This is a genomic window from Nocardiopsis sp. NPDC057823 (genome assembly GCF_042797335.1).
In the GTDB taxonomy this organism is placed as follows: Bacteria; Actinomycetota; Actinomycetes; order Streptosporangiales; family Streptosporangiaceae; genus Nocardiopsis; species Nocardiopsis changdeensis.
In genome coordinates this window covers 1-18,717 of sequence record NZ_JBHVLR010000034.1, presented here as the reverse complement: position 1 = coordinate 18,717, position 18,717 = coordinate 1, and the positions used below count along the sequence as shown (strand labels likewise).

Sequence of the window (18,717 nt, the reverse complement as noted above, 5' to 3'; positions counted from 1 at the left end):
GAGTAGGTTGCCGCCACGGTTTTCTTCGGGTTGAGAGCCCCTGCCTTCGGGTGGGGGCTTTCCCTGTTTTGGGGGTCGTCCTTGGGGCGGCCCCCCTTTTTTGTGCCCTGGGGCCGGGCACCCCACTGGCCTCACACGGCTATGGCGAAGGCCCCGGCCTGCCCTCCCAAACCCCCTGGGGCCAGGGCGGGAAGCCGACCGCGGCCTTCACCCCCTGCGGCGCAGGTAGCGGTTCGCCTTCCGACAGGGGCTGAGGCCCCGGTTGGGTGGGAAACCCGCTGGGGCGGAGGTGGCGGTCCGCCTTCCGGTGGTGGCTGAGATCCCGGTCGGGTGAGACCCTCCTCGGGCTGGGGTGGGAAGCCGACCGCGGCCTTCACCCCCTGCGGCGGGGGCCCAGCGATGCCCTCCGGTTGTGGCCAAGGGCCCCGGTCGGGTGAGAAACCCCCTCGGGCTGGGGTGGGAAGCCACCCGCGGCCTTCACCCCCTGAGGCAGGGGCCCCGCGATGCCCTCCGTTGGTGGCTGAGGACCCCAGCCGGGTGGGAAACCCCCTGCGGCCAGGGCCCGCAGGTACGCGCGGCCTCCACCCCCTGTGTCCGGGACGGAGGGAACGCCCACACTCGCCCCCTGGGGTCGAAGGAGATGATCCGCTCTCCGGCCGTGGCTCGGCCCCGGACAGATCCACCCGTCACCCACCACAGCGTTGAAAGGGCATGAGAGTGTCCTTGGTGCTGGTGCTGGTGCTGGGTCCGTGGGTATGCGCGAACCATCACCCCCTGCGGCGGAGGCCCAGCGGCGCTCCCCGGCAGTGGCTGAGGGCCCGCTCCGCGGGCGACCCCCTGCGGCCTTCCCCGTGTGCCCGGGGACGACGGGAACACCCACCTCCACCCCCCTGGGGCCGAAGGAGACGTTCCGCCCTCAGGACGCGGCTGGGCCCCGGACGGACCCACCCGTCGCCCACCACGGCGTTGGAGGGGCGCACACGGGCGCATCAGCGGAGCCGAACGGAGGACCCGCCCCCCACCGGTGGGACAATTCACCCATGACGATTCCCATCCCCGCCGACCTGCTCGCCGCCGCCGAGGCCGCCAAGGGCTTCATGCCCACGGACGAGGGCACCGCCCTGTACGAGACCGCCCTCCGTTACGCCCCTGTCGGGCCCGTCGTGGAGATCGGCACCTACTGTGGCAAGTCCACCGTCTTCCTCGGTGCGGCGGCCCGGGCCACCGGCGTGAAGGTGGTCACCGTGGACCACCACCGCGGGTCGGAGGAGCACCAGGAGGGCTGGGAGTACCACGACGCGACGCTCGTGGACCGGGAGACCGGGAAGTTCGACACGCTCCCGCACCTGCGCCGGACCCTCACCCTGGCCGGGCTGGACGACGAGGTCATCGTCGTGGTCGGCCGCTCCGCCGAGGTGGCCTCGGTGTGGGGCACCCCGCTGGGGATGCTGTTCATCGACGGCGGCCACAGCGAGGAGGCCGCGCAGGCCGACTACGCCGGCTGGAGCGGGCACGTCGCCCCCGGCGGCGCGCTGGTGATCCACGACGTCTTCCCCGACCCCGCGGACGGCGGGCGCCCCCCGTACAACATCTACCTCCGGGCCCTGGACTCCGGTCTGTTCAAAGAGGTCGCGGCGGTCGGTTCGATGCGGGTCCTGGAACGGGTCGCCTGAGCCCTCCCACCTCCCCGAACCGGTCGGGCAACGGCCGTCCTGGGACACGCCCCCGCCGGGTAAGCCTTCGGTAAGAAGTCACCACCCGGTTATGGATTCGGCCTTGACATGGTTACGGCCCGGTATCGTGTCGAGAAGGGGCGGAGCGATGGTGGCGTTATCCCCCGAAAGACCACTTCGGTCCAAATCTTGACTGAACCGATCCGGGGCGGTTGCGCGTCAAATACCAGGACGGCACCGTGCCGGACGTGATTTGCCATGGGGGCGGGGAGCTGAGCGAGAGCACAAACGGCGCGAACGGGGCGGATGGGCAGCGCCCCGTGCACGATGAGGACGTCGCGCCGGAGACCAACGACACCTCTGCGGAGGAGCTGCCCGACGCCGGAGAGGACACGGCCGACCGCGCCCCGACCACCGGTGGTGGCGGGGACGCCGACTCGGCGGCCGACTCCGGGCCCATCACTTTCAAGACCAGCGGCACCTTCTTCCGCGAGCGGGTCGCGCAGGTCCTCGCGGAGCAGGGCTTCGACGAGTCCTCCGAGGGGGAGGACGGGCGGGAGCCGGGGAGGGCCACCGCGGAGACCGCGGAGGAGTCCGCCGAGGCGGCTCCGGAGGTGACCGGAAACTCGGCGGCCGACGAGCCCGAAACGGCGTCCGCGCAGGCGGAGAGGGAGACCGCCGACGAATCCGGGGAGCGTTCCTCCGCGGAGGAGTCCGCCGGCGCGGCCGCGGTGGCCGCTGCCGCCGCCACCGCGGCGCAGGCTCCCGAGCCGGCCGACGGCCCCCGGTCCGCGACCGACGGGTCCGAGGGGTCCGGTGCGTCCGAGCCGGGCGCCGCCGCGGCCGGTTCCGAGCCCGCGCCCGCCGCCGACGACACCACCACCGCCGCGGCCGGGAAGGCCGCCGACGCCGCCGAGCCCGCCGGAGCCGCGCAGGGCGGTGCGCCCGAGGCCCCGTCCTGGACTCCCGCCGCCCCGCCGGTCCCGCCCGCCGGGTCCGCGGCCGAGCCCTCGACGCCTCCCGTGTCCGCCGCGCCTCCCGCCACGCCCCCCGGTGCGCCCGAGGCTCCGCAGTCCGTCGCCGGGCCCGTTCCGGACCCCCAGGTCACGGAGGAGTCCGCGGCCGAGGCCGGGGCGATGTGGCCGCAGCCGCAGCGGCTGTCCAACTACGTCGGAGCCGCCGGCGCGGGCCGCCCGCCCCAGGGTCCCGGAGGCCCGAACGGTCCCGGAGGCCCGAGCGGCCCCGGGGGGCCCGGCGGCCCCACCGGTCCCAGCGGTTCGTCCAGCCCGTCGGGTCCCGCCGGCACCGGTCCCGGGAAGAAGGCCAAGGCCAAGAAGGGCAAGCGCAAGAAGCCGCTCTGGTGGCGGATCCTGCGCACCTTCCTGGTGGCCTCCGCGCTGATGGTCATCATCGCCTGCGGCGCCTTCGCGTACTTCTACGCCACCGTCGAGGTCCCCGACGCCGCGAAGGCCGACGCCGTGGAGCAGGGGTCGACCTTCTACTTCGGCGACGGGGAGACCGAGTTCGCCTACCGCGGCACCGACCGCGACCCCATCACCTACGAGGAGATGACCGAGAACGGCGACCAGGTCGTCGAGGCCGTCATCTCCGCCGAGGACCGGGGCTTCTGGACCGAGCCCGGCGTCTCCGTGCGCGGCACCACCCGCGCCGTCTGGTCCACGGTCACCGGCCAGCAGGTCCAGGGCGGCTCCACCATCACCCAGCAGATGGTCCGCAACTACTACGAGGGCGTGTCCTTCGAGCAGACCGTCTCCCGGAAGATCCAGGAGATCATCATCTCCATCAAGGTCGACCAGAGCGAGACCAAAGAATGGGTGATGGAGCAGTACCTCAACACCATCTACTTCGGCCGCCAGGCCTACGGGATCCAGGCCGCGGCCCAGGCCTACTACGACAAGAACGCCAATGAGCTGACCCCGGAGGAGGCCGCCTTCCTGGCCGCCGCCATCCAGCAGCCGACGCCGTTCGGCGAGGCGGACGTCAACACCACGCCGGAGATGGAGCAGCGCTGGCGCTACGTCGTCGACGGCATGGTGACCACGGGCGCCATCACCCAGTCCGAGGCCGACGGGATGGAGTTCCCCGCGCCGATCGAGTACGAGCCCGGGGCCGACAACGACCTGAGCGGCTACCGCGGCTACATGTACGAGGCCGCGATGCGCGAGCTGGAGGAGCTGGGCTACACCGAGGACCAGATCAACCGGCAGGGCTTCACCGTCGTCACCACCTTCGACCAGGACATGATGGACGCCGCCTACGAGGTGGTGGAGGCCGCCATCCCGCAGGAGGTCATCCCCGAGGGCGTCAACGTCGGCATGGCGACCGTGGACAACGCCACCGGTGAGGTGCTGGCGTTCTACGGCGGCCACGACTACCTGGAGAACCAGTACGACAGCGCGCTGCTGGGCGGCGCCCAGGCCGGTTCGGCGTTCAAGCCCTACGTGCTGGCCACCGCGCTGGAGGAGGGCTACAGCCTCAACAGCTTCGTGGACGGCAGCGGCCCGCGCCAGATCCAGGGCTCGCGGATCCAGAACGCGGGCAACGCCCCGGGCGGTCCGATGGACCTGGTCCAGGCCACCCGCGTCTCCAACAACCTCGGCTTCGTCGAGCTGAACATGGAGGTCGGCTACGAGAACGTGCGCGACACCGCGTACGACATCGGCCTGCGCGAGGGCAGCATCGAGGACCACCAGCTGGTGCCCACCCTGGCGCTGGGCGTCTCCACGGTGACGCCGCTGGACCAGGCGGGCGCGTACGCGACCTTCGCCAACGGCGGCCGCCACGTGGACACGCACGTGATCAAGTCGATCCTCAACGCCGACGGCGAGGAGGTGCGCCCCGAGGTGGAGTCCCGGCAGGCGATCAAGGAGTCGACCGCCGCGGACGTCACCTACGCGCTGGAGCAGGTGGTCCAGGGCGGTACCGGCACCTCGGCGAACTTCTGGACGCACCCGGTGGCGGGCAAGACCGGTACCACCTCGGACAGCGTCGCCGCCTGGTTCGTCGGGTACACCCCGCAGCTGTCCACGGCGGTGGGCGTCTACAACGAGAACAACCAGTCGTTCGGCATCCCCGGCTACGACATCTCCGGTGGTGGTGTGGCGGCGCCGATCTGGCGCGACTACATGCAGCGGGCGATGGAGGGGTACGAGCGCAAGGAGTTCCCGCCGCCCGCGTTCGCCGGGTCCACCCAGTACTGGGCGCCGGACCCGTCCACCCAGGCTCCGGAGGAGCCGGTGGAGGAGCTGCCGGAGGAGACGCCCCAGGACCCGGGCACGCCGGAGGTCCCCGAGGTCCCGGAGACCCCGGAGAACCCGGGCACGCCGGAGGTCCCGGAGGTTCCGGAGTTCCCCGGGCCGGGTGACGGCGAGGGCGGCGGCGGGGAGACCCCGCCGGCCCGCGAGGAGGTCAGGGAGTTCCCGGCCGGCTGACCCCGCCGGGCGGGGTGAGTGCGAAGGGGCCGCGGACGGCGACGTCCGCGGCCCCTTCGCCGTGTGCGCCCGGGCTCACCCGTCCCAGGTGTGCAGGAACACGTGCGACCCCGGCGTGGTCCGGGTGAGGGCGTCCACGGCGAGGATCACGGCGGCGGTGGTCCAGGTGCTGCGCTCCACCGGCCAGCGCACCTGCTCGGCGAACTGGTAGCCGGTCCAGTAGACGCCGTCGTCGCCGTCGCGCAGGTGCTGCACCTCGCGCAGGATGCGCACGCCGTCCCCGGTCCGGCCCACGGCGGCCAGGGCCAGGACCAGTTCGGAGGTCTCGGCGGCGGTGACCCAGGGCTGGTCGTCGACGCAGCGCACGCCCAGGCCCGGGACCACGAACCGGTCCCAGCGCTCGGCCAGGCGCGCGTGGGCGGCCTCGCCGCGGACGGCGCCGCCCAGGATCGGGTAGAACCAGTCCATCGAGAACCGGCCGCGGTCGGCGAACAGGTCCTCGTCGTCGTTGATGAGGCCGGACAGCCGGTCGGCGGCCTCGGTCCACTCCGGGCGCGGGCGGCCCAGCCGCTCGCCCAGGGCGGCGCCGCAGCGCAGCGCGTGGTGCACGCTGGCGCAGACGGTGAGCAGGGCGTGGTCGCCGGGGGACCCGTCCTCCCCGCGCGCCCACAGGATCTCTCCGCGTTCGCCGCGCAGGGCCAGCACGAACTCCAGGCCGTCCTCGACGACGGGCCACAGCTCCTCGGCGAAGGCCGTGTCCCCGGTGACGAGCAGGTGGTGGAACGCCCCCACGGCCGGGTAGGCGGCGTGGTTGGCCTCGCGCAGCTCGGTCACGGGGACGCCCTGGCGGAACTTGGCGGGCCAGCCGCCGCCGGGGTGGCGGGCGCCGGCCAGCCACCGGTAGGCGCGGCGGGCGGCCGCGGCGTGCGCGGGCTCCCACAGGCCGGTGACGGTCAGCGCCATGGCGCACTCGACGTGGTCCCACACGTCGGTGTGGCCGCCGGGGAACCAGGGCAGGGCGCCGGCGGCCTCCTGGCTGCGGGCCAGGTAGTCGGCGGAGCGCAGCAGCTGCCCGGCGTCCAGCACGCCGGGCAGGCACAGGGTCAGGTCGTCCGGTGCGGTGACGACGGACATCAGGCGGCGTCGAGCGGCTTGCGCACGTACACGACCACGCTCTTGCCGATGACCGGGTTGAGCAGGCGCTCGGCCACCCGGGTCACCTTGGGGGCCTGGAACATGTCCCAGACGAGCAGCTCGTGGTAGGCCTTGGCGAGCGGGTGGTCGTTGTTGTCGGTGCCCACCGCGCACTTGATCCACCAGTAGGGCGCGTGCAGGGCGTGCGCGTGGTGGTGCGGGCCGATCAGGAACCCGGTGGCCTTGAGCTTGGCCTCCAGCTCGGCGCGGGTGTAGATGCGGATGTGGCCGCCCTCGTTGGTGTGGTACTCCTCCGAGAGGGCCCAGCAGATGCGCTCGGGCAGGAAGCTGGGCACGGTCACCGCGGCGATGCCGCCGGGCCTGAGGACCCGGTACAGCTCCTTCATGGCGGCGGTGTCGTGCGGGATGTGCTCGAAGATCTCCGCGGCGATGACGCGGTCGAAGGAGCCCTCGTCGAAGGGCATGTCGAGGGCGTCGCCCTTGACGGTCTCCGCGGTGGCGGAGGCGGGGGCCTCGCCCTCCTCCTTCATGGCGGCGAACATGGTCTCGACGGAGGCCAGGTCCTCGACGTTCTGGTCGAAGGCGACGATGTCGGCGCCGCGGCGGTAGACCTCGAAGGCGTGGCGGCCGCCGCCGCAGCCCAGGTCGAGCACGCGGTCGCCCGGACCGACGGGGAACAGGGTGAAGTCGACGGTGATCAGTGGAGGCTCCCTCGTGTTCTGCGAAAAAGGTGCTCAGGCGCCGTTGGCCCGGGCGGGGGCGGGGCGGCTGTCCCCGTCGGCGGGGCGTCGGCCGGCGGCGGACGCGATCGTGGACGCGTAGCGGCGGGCGGTCAGCTCGGCCACCGCCCGCCAGGTGAAGCGTTCCTGGACGCGGCGCCAGGCGGCGGCGCCCATGCGTTCGCGCTCGGCGTCGTCGTCGAGGAGGCGGGCGAGCTCGGCGGCCAGCAGTCCGGGGTCGCCGGGGGCGATGAGGCGGCCGGCGTCGCCGTCGGTGCCCACGACCTCGGGCAGCGCCCCGGCGCGGCTGGCGATGAGCGGGGTGGCGCAGGCCATGGCCTCGACGGCGGGCAGGGAGAAGCCCTCGTAGAAGGACGGGACGACGGCGACCTGCGCGGTGGCGATGAGTTCGGCCAGCGCGGTGTCGTCGATGCCGCTGACGAACTCGACGCGGTCGCGCAGGCCGAGTTCGTCGACCAGCCGGTCGGTGGGCCCGCCGGGGCGGGGCCTGCTGACGACGGTCAGGGTGACGTCGCGCTCGGCGGCGAGTTCGGCGGTGGCGCGCAGCAGGGTGGCGACGCCCTTGAGGGGGCTGTCGGCGCTGGCGGTGCACACGATGCGGCCGGGGACGCGCCGGACCTCCGGGCGCGGGTGGAAGTAGCGGGTGTCGACGCCCAGGGGGGTGACCTCCATGGCCTCGGGGGCCACGCCGAACTCGCGGGCGATGTCGTCGGCGGAGGACCGGGAGGGCACCAGGATGGGGTCGAGGCGGCGGGCCACCCTGGCCTGCATCCTGACGAACCCGTACCAGCGGCGCTTGGAGAGCTTCTGCCACCCCTGTGCCTCGTCGATCTCGATGCGGCGGTCGACGCTGATGGGGTGGTGGATGGTGGTGACCAGGGGGATCCCGGCGGACTTGATGCCGAGCAGGCCCCAGCCCAGGGTCTGGTTGTCGTGGACGACGTCGAACTCGTCCAGGCGGCGGCGGAGTTCGCGGTTGGCGCGCAGGGAGAAGGTGAGCGGCTCGGGGAACCCGGCGGTCCACATGGTGGCGACCTCCAGGGCGTCGATCCAGTCGCGCCACTCGCGCAGCGGCGGGGCGACGAAGGGGTCGGCGTCGTTGTAGAGGTCGAGGGAGGGGATCTTCTCCAGGGTGACGCCCTCGTCCAGGACGGGGTAGGGCTGGCCGGAGAAGACGGTGACCTCGTGGCCCAGTGCGGCGAGCTCGCGGGACAGGTGGCGGACGTACACGCCCTGGCCGCCCACGTGCTGCTTGCTCCGGTAGGAGAGCAGGGCCACGCGCAGGGGGCGGTCGGGGTGCGGTCCCGTGCTTTTGCCCGACTGGGTCAAGAGTCCACCTCTTCGTTGGGTCGCGGGGCCCGGCCGCCTCGGTGGGCGGGGTGGTCGCCGCCGGGCGTCGCGCGCGGGCCGGGCCGGTGGCGGGTACGGGCGTCCCATATGTTACTCGTCAGTTGTGTTCGGGTCGGCCCCCGGGCCGGTTGGTAGGGATCCTATGCCGGGGCATCGGGCCCGGTGACGGCGACCCAGCGGGGCAGGGAGGGGGTTCCGGTGAGGGCGGCCAGCCCGCGCTCCTCGGCCAGGCGCAGGTGCGCCGCGGTCTCGGCGGCGGCCATGTGGCGGGAGCGGACGCTCATATCGGCCCAGGGCCGGCGCCAGGTGAGGCCGGCGGCGGCCTCCCACAGGGTGGCGGGGCCCGCGGCCCGGAGCAGCGTCAGGATCTCCGCGACGCGGTCCTCGTGGTGCTCGACGATCTCGGCGGTGCGGGCGCCCAGCCCGGTGAAACGGCGCTCGTGTGAGGGAAGGCACACCAGCGTGTCGGCGCCGGGCAGGCCCCCGACGGCCCGCTGGGAGGCGAGGAAGTCGCCGAGCGGGTCTCCCTCGCCGGTGGTCAGCGGGAACCGCCCCACGTGCGGGGTGATGCGCGGCAGGACGTGGTCGCCGGTGAACAGGAGCCCGCCGTCGGCCAGGTGCAGGCACAGGTGGCCGGGGGTGTGGCCGGGGGTCCACACGGCGCGCAGGTCGCGGCCGGGCAGGTCCACGCGGGCGCCGTCGGCCAGGGGGAGGTCGGGGACGACCGGGGGAGGGGAGTAGCGGGGGCCGGCCAGGAGTTCGTCGACGTCGTCCTCGGGGAATCCGGCGGCGCGCATCTGGTCGGCCAGCGAGCGCAGGCGGGCGTCGCCGTCGAGGGCGAGCATGCGCTCGGTGACGGTGATGTCGGCGGGGTGCATGGCCAGCCAGGCGTCGGAGGACTCGCGCAGCCGCCCGGTGAGCCCGGTGTGGTCGGGGTGGAAGTGGGTGAGGACGGCGCCGCGCACCTCCCCGACGGTGTGTCCGATCCGGGCCAGGCCCTTGACCAGGGCGTCCCAGGAGTCGTCGTGGTCCCAGCCGGTGTCGATGAGGACGGGGCCGTCGGAGCCGGTCAGGACGTAGACGTAGGTGAAGCCGAGGGGGTTGCCGGGGATGGGCACCGGCAGGCTCCACACGCCGTCTCCGAGGTCCTCGACGGGGGGTGTCTCGGGCATGGGCGGCCTCTCACTGGAAACAGAATCGGATTCGATTCTAGAGTGGGGGGTGTGCGCCGGCCGCGGCCGGGCGGAGGTCCGGCGGCGGGTGTGCACCCAGCGTGACCGCCGGGGGTGGACGACCCGTCCCGGAGCGAAATAGAACATATTCTATAAATCCTGTACCAGCGTTCCCAAAAACCCTGGATCGGTTCCGCAAGGCGGCTGCCCTGCCGGTCAATGAGGCGTGAATCATGGGAGGGAACCGCTGCGCGAACGGGAAGCGGTTGGATAACGTGTTCTCATAAGGTCGGTGCTCCGGACGGGCTTCGGCCACACCTGGTAGCCCTCTCGGTGCTGCGGCGAGCAGTCGGCGCGACCGACGACGAAGGGGAGAGATCCTGTGGCGGTACAGGCGCCGATCGGAACCATGTCGCGAAGCCAGACCCAGCGACGCAAGCGCATCGTGCAGACCGCGGCGGCCCTGGCCGTGCGCGGCGGCGTCGAGGCCATGCAGATGCGCTCGGTCGCCGAGCGGGCGGGGGTCGCCCTGGGCACCCTCTACCGCTACTTCCCCTCCAAGATGGACCTCGTCGTGGCCGTGGTCACCGAGGAGCTCGACCTGCTGGAGGGCGGCATCGTCCGCCGTCCGCCCACCGCCGACACCCCCGCGGGCCGCGCCGTGGACGTGCTGCTGCGCGCCACCCGGGGGCTGATGCGCGAGCCGGAGCTGGCCGACGCGCTGGTGCGCTCGCTCATCATGGCCGAGGTCAAGATCGAGCTGGACGTCCGCATCACCGACCTGGTCTGGCGGGTGGCCACCGGCTCGCTGGCGGCCGAGGACGCCCGCGAGGACGCCCCCGACATCGACCGCGAGGGCGTGGGCTACGTGCTGGCCGGGTCGCTCACCAGCGTGTGGATCTTCGAGCTGGTGGAGGTCCTCAAGGGCCGCCGCGACGTCGACGAGGTCGAGCGGCGGCTGCACGTCGCCGCCGAGCGCCTCCTCGCCTCCTTCTAGACCGGACCTCCGCCCCGCAGGGACCCGGGCGTCAGCCACCGCCCAGGAGCAGGCCCAGCAGGCCGCTGATCAGACCGCCTCCGCGCTCGGACCCGTCATCGCCGGGTTCCCCGCCGGAGGCGTCGTCGTCCCCGGGGCCGGGCGAGGGCGACTGCGACGGGGCCTCCCCCGCGGGGGGCTCCTCCCGGGGCGGGTCGCCGGGGTCGGCCGGAGCGGCCGGCGGGGCCTGCGGCTCTTCGGGGGCGGTCTCCTCCCGCGGCTCCTCCTGCCCGGTCTCCGGCGCGTCGGGCGTGCCCGACGCCGGTGCCCCCGGGGTGGTGGGCCCGGCCTCGGGCCGGGTGTCGGCGGCGCTGGATGAGGTCTCCACCCCGGTGAGCACCGGGCCGGCGGGCCGGGGGGCGTCCGGGCCCGTGCCGATGACGGTGGCGGGCTCCTCCGAGGCGCCGGCCCAGCCCCACAGCGCCATGGCCAGGGCGGCGGTGGCCAGCCCGGCGACCACCGGCAGCGCCCGGCGCGAGCGCCGGGGCGCGGTCTCCTCGTCCTCGTCCACGCCCCCGGGGCCGGGCAGCGGGGCCCGGTGCTCCTCCCGGACCGGGTGGTCGGCGGTGCTCAGCCGGTCGCCCGGCAGGACCCGGGCGGGGCGCGGCGCCCGCGCCTCGTCGGTCCCGTCCCCTCCGTCCTCGCCGCCGATGCCGGCGGCGTCCTCGGCGGCCCGGGAGCGGTGCAGCGGGTAGCCCTCGGAGGTGAGCGGGTGCATCTCCCGGGCGATGCGGCGGCGCTCCCCCTCCAGACCGGGGTCGGTGCAGGTCTCCAGGACCCGGTCGCGCAGGCCCGGGGGCGGTCCCGGCGGGCGGAGCAGCGCCAGGGCGGTGGAGACCTCCTCCATCCGGGCGCGCCAGCCGGCCTGTGAGGGCGGCCCCTCGTCGGCGGGCACGCGCTCGCGGGAGCGGGCGGCGCGCCGGGGGTCGCGGGCCTCGGCCAGGCCGTCGGCGGCGCGGCGCACCGCCGAGCGGGCCAGCTCGGCGCACAGGTCGTGGTCCAGGCCCAGGACGCGGGCGATCGCCGAGGCGGGCAGCGCGTGGCGCAGGTGGAGCTCGACCAGTTCGCGGTGGCTGGCCGGGAGGCGGGAGAACATGCGCGCGACCGGCTCCTCGGCGGGCACGGTGGCCAGCCGGGCGTAGGGGCACACGTGGACGAACCCGCGGCGGCGGGCGGCCGCTCGGACCAGGGCGTACAGCCAGGGGGCGCGTTCGGCCGGGTCGGCGGGCCGCTCGGTGAGCGTGCGCGCGGCGACCAGTCCGTCGTGCACGGCGTCGGCGGTGCCGGGGCCCTCGCCCAGGAGGGACCAGGCGTACCGGTACAGGGCCGGTGCGAAGGCGTCGTAGAGCGCCTCGACCGGCTCCGGACCCGGTTCGTCTCTTTCGTTGCCTCTGGTCACGATTCTCCCCCCACACCGCAGACGGTAGTGGGGGGAGTCGGACCGCGCGGGGGAATCCGGGGACTGTGGCGTGAAGGTGAGGTTTCTGTTACCTCACGCCGGGTCTCCGGGGTCTCGCGCGGGGTGAGGGGCCCTGTTCACTCGCCTCCGCGCGAGGGCGAGCCGATGGCGATCATGCGCTCGACGGAGCGGCGGGCCCGCTCCGCGGTGTCGGCGTCCACGGTGATCTCCGTGGTGCCGAAGCGCAGCGAGTTCAGCAGCTTGTCGGCGTCGATCATCTTCATGTAGTGGCACTCGGCGCGCGAGTTGACCGCCTCGAACTCGGTCCTGGGGTTGGCGTTGCGCAGCTGGTGCAGCATGCCGGTCTCGGTCGCGATGAGGACCTTCTTCGCGGTGGTGTTCTCGGCCGCGGTGAGCATGCCGCCGGTCGACAGGACCTTGACGCGCTCCTGCGGGACGGCGCCGCTGCCGACCAGGTACAGGGCGGAGGTGGCGCAGCCGCACTCGGGGTGCACGTAGACCTCGGCGTCGGGCTCGGACTCCACGCGCCGGCGCAGGGTGTGCCCGTCGATGCCGGCGTGGACGTGGCACTCGCCCATCCAGATGTGGATGTTGTCGCGGCCGGTGACGCGCTTGACGTGGGCGCCCAGGAACTGGTCCGGGAGGAACAGGATCTCCCGGTCCTCGGGGATCGACCGGATGACGTCGGCGGCGTTGGACGAGGTGCAGCAGATGTCGGTCTCGGCCTTGACCGCGGCGGTGGTGTTGACGTACGCGACGACGACCGCGCCCGGGTGCTGCGCCTTCCACTCGCGCACCTGCTCGGCGGTGATGGTGTCGGCCAGGGAGCAGCCGGCCGCCGGGTCCGGTAGCAGGACCGTCTTCTCCGGGGCCAGGATCTTGGCGGTCTCGGCCATGAAGTGCACGCCGCAGAAGACGATGGTGCCCGCGTCGACGGTGGCGGCCAGACGGGACAGGGCCAGGGAGTCGCCGGTGTGGTGCGCGACGTCCTGGATTTCCGGACGCTGGTAGTTGTGCGCGAGGATGACCGCGTCGCGCTCCTGCGCCAGGCGGCGGACCTCCGCGGCCCATTCCTGCCTGGTCATGGTGTCCGCCGAGGCGGTGACCGGTGCCATGTCCGTACTACTTCCTTGAGGCTGTGGGCGGGCGTGGACGCCGCGCCGTGGCTGGTCGGTGCGGGGACAGGGTTTTTGTCTGTCAGGCACAAACCTGTCGCAGCTTAACATGTCGGGGAACGGAAGGGACAGGGTGGATATCCCGGAAGCAAACGGACAGGTGGTGGGCGCCGTGGCCGAGGACACGGGACTCTCGGCGCACGAGGCGCTCGCCGTCGTCCTCCAGATCCGCGCCGGAGAGCTGTGCGTCCTGCTGTGGCGCCGCGCGCTGCCGCCCTGCGAGGGGGAGTGGGCGCTGCCCGGCGGCAGGCTGCGGGCCGACGAGAGCCTGGGCGCCTCCATCAGCCGCCAGCTCGCCCAGAAGGTCGACGTGCGCGACCTGTCGCACCTGGAGCAGTTGGAGACGCGCAGCGACCCCGACCGCCACCCCGAGCGCCGCACCCTGGCCACCGCCTACCTGGGCCTGGTCCCGGCCGGCATCGACCCCGTGGTGCCCGCCGACACCCGCTGGCACCCCGCCGGCGACCTGCCGCCGATGGCCTTCGACCACGCCTCCATCGTCCGCTCCGGGCGCCAGAGGCTGCGCGCCAAGCTCAGCTACACCAACGTGGGGTTCGCCCTGGCCCCGCCGGAGTTCACCATGTCGGAGCTGTCGGGCTACTACCGGGCCGCGCTGGGGCACGACGTGGCCGCCACCAACCTGCGCCGGGTGCTGCTGCGCCGGGGGCAGATCGAGGAGACCGGGCGCTCGGTGCCCTCGGGCCGCTCGGGCGGCCGGCCCGCGGCGCTGTTCCGGTTCCGGTCGCGGAGCCTGCAGATCACCGACGCCTTCGCGGTGCTGCGGCCCCCCGGACAGGGTGCGGGGGACAAGTAGACTTCCCCGACGTGGCTATTCGTACTGTGGTGTTCGACGTCGGGGAAACACTGGTCGACGAGACGCGGATCTTCGAGCGCTGGGCGGACCGGTTCGGGATCCCGCACATGGCGTTCTTCGGCACCATCGGCGGTGTCCTGGCCGACGGCGGCACCCTCACCGACGGGTTCCGCCTGATGGTGCCCGGATTCGACCTGGCGGCCGAGAGCGAGCGCTGGCGGGCCGAGGACCCGGACGGCGAGCGCGAGCACTTCGGGGAGAAGGACCTGTACCCGGACGTGCGGCCCGCGTTCGAGACCATGCGCCGGGGCGGCCTGTCGCTGGTCATCGCCGGGAACCAGCCGCCCGAGGCCGGGCCCGCGCTGGAGGCGATGGGGCTGGGCGTGGACGGGATCGGCATCTCGGACACCTGGGGCGTGAAGAAGCCGGAGCCGGAGTTCTTCGACCGGGTCCTGGACCTGGCCGCCCTGGTCCGGCCCGGGATCTCGGCCGGGGAGATCCTCTACGTGGGCGACCGGGTCGACAACGACGTGCTGCCCGCGCTGCGGGCGGGCATGAGGACGGCCCTGCTGCGCCGGGGGATCTACGGGTACCGGCACTCCGCCTCGCCCCACGCGGCACGGGCCGACCTGGTCGCCGACGACCTGCACCGGATCGCGGAGTGGGCCCTGGAACGGGCCTGACGGCCCGCCGCGGCCCCCGCCGCCGCGGCACCCCTCCCCATTCCCCCTCTGTCCGACGGGAAAAGTGTGTAATAGGGCGATTCGGTCACGGTGTGCGTCCTTCCCGTTTGGCGGACTCGAACACGGGTACCGTCGAACGGTCCGCCCCCGGGGTCCCCCCTCCCGCAGGGCCCGCACCCGTACCATCCGCCCCGCCCCGGACTGGAGACCCCGATGATCACCTTCGAGGGCGCCGCCAAGCACTACCCCGACGGCACCGTCGCCGTCGCCGACCTCGACCTCACCGTCGAGACCGGCCGGACGACGGTCTTCGTCGGCCCCTCCGGCAGCGGTAAGACCACGTCCCTGCGGATGATCAACCGCATGGTCGAGCCCACCCGGGGGACCGTGCGCATCGACGGCGTCGACATCCGCGAACGCGACCCCGCCCTGCTGCGCCGCGGCATCGGGTACGTCATCCAGCAGGCCGGGCTGTTCCCGCACCGCACCGTCCTGGACAACATCGCGACCGTGCCGCTGCTGGTGGGCACGCCCAGGAGGACCGCCCGCGCCCGCGCCGCCGAGCTCATGGAGCTGGTCGGACTCGACCCCGCCATGGGCCGCCGCTGGCCCCACCAGCTCTCCGGCGGGCAGCAGCAGCGCGTCGGCGTCGCCCGCGCCCTGGCCGCCGACCCGCCCGTCCTGCTCATGGACGAGCCCTTCAGCGCCGTCGACCCCGTGGTGCGCACCGGACTCCAGGACGAGCTGCTGCGGCTCCAGCAGGAGCTCCACAAGACCATCGTGTTCGTCACCCACGACATCGACGAGGCCGTGCGCCTGGGCGACCGCATCGCGGTGTTCCGCCCCGGCGGCGAACTCGCCCAGTACGACACCCCCGAGCGGCTGCTCACCACCCCCGCCGACGACTTCGTCGAATCCTTCGTCGGCCACGACCGGGGCGTGCGCCGGCTGTCGTTCTTCCCCGCCCGGACCCTGTCGCTGCGCGACGACGTCGTCTTCGAGGACGACCTCAAGGTCGAGGACGTGCGCCACATCGCCGCCGAACACCCCTGGCTGCTGGTCGTCGACACCGACCGGGCGCCCCTGGGGTGGATCTCCGAGCGCTCCCTGGCCGACGTCCCCTCCGGCATCCGCCTGGGCGAACTGGACACCGTCCCCTACGGTCACACGTTCACGGTGGAGACCGACTCCCTGCGCGCCGCGCTGGACGCCGCCGTGCTCTCGCCCGCCGGGCGCGCCGTCGGAGTGGACGGCGACGGCCGGGTGCTGGGAGTGGTGAGCCAGGACGAGCTCGGCGCCGCCCTGTGGTCGGTGACCGAATGAGCGCCGGGGTCTGGGACTGGGCCCAGGGCGTGTGGGACTGGGCGGCGGCCAACTGGTACTTCCCCGAGGAGCCGGGGCGGGGCATCCGGCCCCGGCTGGTGGAGCACGTCCGCCTGGCGTACTCCTCCATCGCCATCGGGCTGGTGCTGGCGGTCCCGCTGGGCCTGGCCTGCGTGCGCTGGAAGGTGCTGTACCCGCCGCTGCTGACCGGCGTGAACGTGCTCTACGCCGTGCCCTCCATCGCCCTGTTCTTCCTGCTGCTGCCCTACACCGGGTTCAGCGACTGGACGGCGATCGTGCCGCTGGCGCTGTACACGCTGGTCATCCTGCTGCCCAACGTGGTCGACGGGCTGAACCAGGTGCCCGACCACGTCCGCCAGGCGGCCGTGGCGATGGGCTTCGGCCCGCTGCGCCGCCTGGTCCGGGTGGAGACGCCGGTGGCGGTGCCGGTCATCATCGCCGGGCTGCGGGTGGCGTCGGTGGCCACCATCAGCATGGTCAGCGTCGCCTCCCTGGTGGGCCTGGGCGGCCTGGGGCGGCTCATCCTCAGCGACGGCTTCCGCCGCCAGTTCGACGCGCCCATCGTGGTGGGCGTCGTGCTCGTGGTGCTGCTGGCCTTCGCCACCGACGCCCTGCTCGTCCTGGCCCAGCGCCTGCTCACCCCGTGGGCCCGGCGCGACCGGCCGCGCGCCGGGTTCCGGCGCCGCCGCCGGGCCGCGGCGGCCCCCGCGGGAGCCGAGGCCCTCGAATCGACGGCGGTCGCACCGCCGGGGAAGGGGTGACCGTGGAGATCCTCGACGGCCTCATCGCCTGGTTCGGCGATCCCGCCCAGTGGAGCGGGTCCGCCGGCATCCCCGCCCGGCTCGGCGAGCACGTGTACTACTCGCTGCTGGCCCTGGTGCTGTCGGCGCTCATCGCGGTACCCGTCGGCCTGCTCACCGGGCACACCGGTGTGGGCGGGTTCCTCACCGCGAGCCTGGCCAACTTCGCCCGGGCGCTGCCCACCATCGGCGTGCTGTTCCTCGTCGTCATGGCGGCCGGGATCGGCCTGGTCCCGGTCACCGCCGCCCTGGTGGCGCTGGCGGTGCCGCCGATCCTGGTCAACACCCACGAGGGCGTGCGCTCGGTCGACGCCGGGCTGCGCGACGCCGCCCGGGGCATGGGCATGCGCGGCCGCGAGGTCCTGCTGCGCCTGGAGCTGCCGGTGGCGCTGCCGCTCATCCTGATCGGGCTGCGCACCGCCGCCGTCCAGGTCGTGGCGACCGCCACCATCGCCGCCTACGTGGGCGTCGGCGGCCTGGGCCGCTACATCTTCGACGGCCAGGCCCAGCAGAACCTGTCCATGATCCTGGGCGGTTCCGTCCTCGTGGTGGCGCTGGCCGTCGTCACCACACTTTTGTTCGCCGGGGCGCGCCGCCTGCTGGTCGCCCCCGGACTGCGCGCGCAGGCCGCGACCGCGCGGTGAGGGGTCCGCCGACACGGCGGGCCGACGAGAGAGAAGGTTTCCCGAAGATGAAGACACGGATCGCCCTCGCCGGGCTCCCCCTGGTCCTGTTGCTGAGCGCCTGCGGCGCCAGCGACCCCTTCCAGGAGGAGAACGGGGGAGGGGGCCAGGAGGGCTCCGGCGCCATCGTCGTCGGCTCGGCCGACTTCCCCGAGAGCGCGCTGCTCGCCGAGATCTACGGCCGCGCCCTGGCCGCCGAGGGCTTCGAGGTGGAGTACCAGCTCAACATCGGCAGCCGGGAGGTGTACTACTCGCAGGTGGAGTCCGGTCGGCTGTCGGTGTTCCCGGAGTACAACGGCGGCATCCTCGCCTACCTCGACGACCAGGCCCCGGTGGGCACCGCGGAGGAGACCAACGCGGCCATCACCGAGGCGCTGCCGGAGGGGCTGGAGATCCTGGAGTCGTCCGCGGCGGAGAACAAGGACTCCGTCACGGTGACCCCGCAGACCGCCGAGGAGTACGGGCTGGCCAGTATCGCCGACCTGGCCGAGGTGGCGGGCGACATGGCCCTGGGCGCCCCGCCGGAGTTCGAGACCCGGCCCCAGGGCGTGCCGGGCCTGGCCGACACCTACGGCGTGGAGTTCGGCGAGTTCCGGGCCCTGGACCCGGCGCTGATCCCGCAGGCGCTCACGGACGGGGACGTGCAGGCCGCCAACCTGTTCACCACCGACCCGCAGATCGCGGCGCAGGGCTTCGTGGTCCTGGAGGACCCGGAGAACCTGTTCGGCGCCCAGAACGTCACTCCGCTCATCAACTCCGAGCAGGTGGACGAGGACGCCCGCGCCGTGCTGAACGCGGTGTCGGCGGCGCTCACCACCGAGGAGCTGACCGCGCTCAACGAGCGGATCATCATCGACAACGAGGAGGCGGCCGACGTCGCCCAGGAGTGGCTGGGCGCCCAGGACCTGGCCTAGGGCGTGCTCGGCGGATCATTCCGGGTCGCGGCCGCGAGGCCTCCTCTCGCCGCGCCGCCTGCGCTCGGACAGCCGAACCCGGGCCGACCCGCGCTGGTCGTCTTGCGAGAGATCGCCTCGCGGCCGCTCCCGCCATTCGGCGCAAGCGCCGAAACACTCGAAAGCATCCGCCGAACACGCCCTAGGAGGTACTCCTCCGGGCCTTCGCTCCGCCGCGGCCCGACGGTCGCCCGGCCCGGCGCGCCGGGCCGGGCGGAGGGCGGGGGGCGGAGGTGCCCCGCGCGGCCGGGACCGGACGGTCCCGGC

At 73.6% G+C, this 18,717-nt stretch carries 15 protein-coding genes; 9 read left to right on the top strand and 6 right to left on the bottom strand.

Features of this window, described 5'->3' with window-relative positions; genetic code table 11:
* Positions 1-1,040 precede the first annotated feature (1,040 nt).
* Together ACFVNO_RS30775 and ACFVNO_RS30770 are read left to right on the top strand one after the other, a co-directional pair.
* Complete coding sequence (locus ACFVNO_RS30775; protein ID WP_355269090.1) at positions 1,041-1,673, top strand: class I SAM-dependent methyltransferase; 633 nt, start codon at positions 1,041-1,043, stop codon at positions 1,671-1,673.
* A gap of 320 nt (positions 1,674-1,993) precedes the next feature.
* Positions 1,994-5,125 (top strand): transglycosylase domain-containing protein, encoded by a 3,132-nt coding sequence (locus tag ACFVNO_RS30770; protein ID WP_378897935.1) that lies wholly within the window; start codon positions 1,994-1,996, stop codon positions 5,123-5,125.
* Positions 5,126-5,200: 75 nt separating this feature from the next.
* Here ACFVNO_RS30770 and ACFVNO_RS30765 read toward each other — a convergent pair whose 3' ends face one another.
* The 4 genes from ACFVNO_RS30765 to ACFVNO_RS30750 all read right to left on the bottom strand — a co-directional run bounded on the left by ACFVNO_RS30765 (position 5,201) and on the right by ACFVNO_RS30750 (position 9,542).
* On the bottom strand, positions 5,201-6,259 hold the full coding sequence (locus ACFVNO_RS30765; RefSeq protein WP_378897932.1) for a prenyltransferase: 1,059 nt from the start codon (positions 6,257-6,259) through the stop codon (positions 5,201-5,203).
* Entirely contained in the window at positions 6,259-6,981 is a 723-nt protein-coding gene (locus ACFVNO_RS30760; RefSeq protein WP_220565315.1) for a class I SAM-dependent methyltransferase, read from the bottom strand. Before ACFVNO_RS30760 ends, ACFVNO_RS30765 begins: the two co-directional genes overlap by 1 nt.
* Positions 6,982-7,014: 33 nt before the next feature.
* Complete coding sequence (locus ACFVNO_RS30755) at positions 7,015-8,349, bottom strand: glycosyltransferase family 4 protein (protein ID WP_378897929.1); 1,335 nt, start codon at positions 8,347-8,349, stop codon at positions 7,015-7,017.
* A gap of 161 nt (positions 8,350-8,510) precedes the next feature.
* On the bottom strand, positions 8,511-9,542 hold the full coding sequence (locus tag ACFVNO_RS30750; RefSeq protein ID WP_355269082.1) for an MBL fold metallo-hydrolase: 1,032 nt from the start codon (positions 9,540-9,542) through the stop codon (positions 8,511-8,513).
* 382 nt (positions 9,543-9,924) lie between these two features.
* On the opposite strand from ACFVNO_RS30750, the gene ACFVNO_RS30745 reads away from it, so the two are divergent.
* Complete coding sequence (locus ACFVNO_RS30745; protein WP_355269080.1) at positions 9,925-10,539, top strand: TetR family transcriptional regulator; 615 nt, start codon at positions 9,925-9,927, stop codon at positions 10,537-10,539.
* Positions 10,540-10,570: 31 nt separating this feature from the next.
* Here ACFVNO_RS30745 and ACFVNO_RS30740 read toward each other — a convergent pair whose 3' ends face one another.
* Positions 10,571-11,977: a sigma-70 family RNA polymerase sigma factor gene (locus tag ACFVNO_RS30740; RefSeq protein WP_378897925.1), complete on the bottom strand. Its 1,407-nt coding sequence runs from the start codon at positions 11,975-11,977 to the stop codon at positions 10,571-10,573.
* A gap of 137 nt (positions 11,978-12,114) precedes the next feature.
* Positions 12,115-13,113, bottom strand: coding sequence for a quinolinate synthase NadA (gene nadA, locus ACFVNO_RS30735; RefSeq protein ID WP_355269076.1), 999 nt, complete (start codon positions 13,111-13,113; stop codon positions 12,115-12,117).
* A gap of 133 nt (positions 13,114-13,246) precedes the next feature.
* Between nadA and ACFVNO_RS30730 the strand changes: the two genes are divergently transcribed.
* The 6 genes from ACFVNO_RS30730 (at position 13,247) to ACFVNO_RS30705 (ending at position 18,411) form a co-directional block, all read left to right on the top strand.
* Positions 13,247-13,987 (top strand): NUDIX domain-containing protein, encoded by a 741-nt coding sequence (locus tag ACFVNO_RS30730; RefSeq protein ID WP_355269074.1) that lies wholly within the window; start codon positions 13,247-13,249, stop codon positions 13,985-13,987.
* An 11-nt stretch (positions 13,988-13,998) separates the two neighbouring features.
* Positions 13,999-14,670 carry an HAD family hydrolase gene (locus tag ACFVNO_RS30725; RefSeq protein ID WP_355269072.1) on the top strand — a complete coding sequence of 224 codons (672 nt, stop codon included), beginning with the start codon at positions 13,999-14,001 and terminating at the stop codon, positions 14,668-14,670.
* Between the two features lie 213 nt (positions 14,671-14,883).
* A complete protein-coding gene (locus ACFVNO_RS30720) occupies positions 14,884-15,993 on the top strand; it encodes an ATP-binding cassette domain-containing protein (protein WP_355269070.1) in 1,110 nt (369 codons plus the stop codon).
* On the top strand, positions 15,990-16,775 hold the full coding sequence (locus ACFVNO_RS30715) for an ABC transporter permease subunit (RefSeq protein WP_355269068.1): 786 nt from the start codon (positions 15,990-15,992) through the stop codon (positions 16,773-16,775). The genes ACFVNO_RS30720 and ACFVNO_RS30715 overlap by 4 nt, the downstream gene beginning before the upstream one ends.
* 2 nt (positions 16,776-16,777) lie before the next feature.
* Positions 16,778-17,458, top strand: a complete 681-nt coding sequence (locus tag ACFVNO_RS30710; protein WP_355269066.1) for an ABC transporter permease — start codon at positions 16,778-16,780, stop codon at positions 17,456-17,458.
* Positions 17,459-17,505: 47 nt separating this feature from the next.
* Positions 17,506-18,411: an ABC transporter substrate-binding protein gene (locus tag ACFVNO_RS30705; RefSeq protein ID WP_378897918.1), complete on the top strand. Its 906-nt coding sequence runs from the start codon at positions 17,506-17,508 to the stop codon at positions 18,409-18,411.
* Positions 18,412-18,717: the final 306 nt, after the last annotated feature.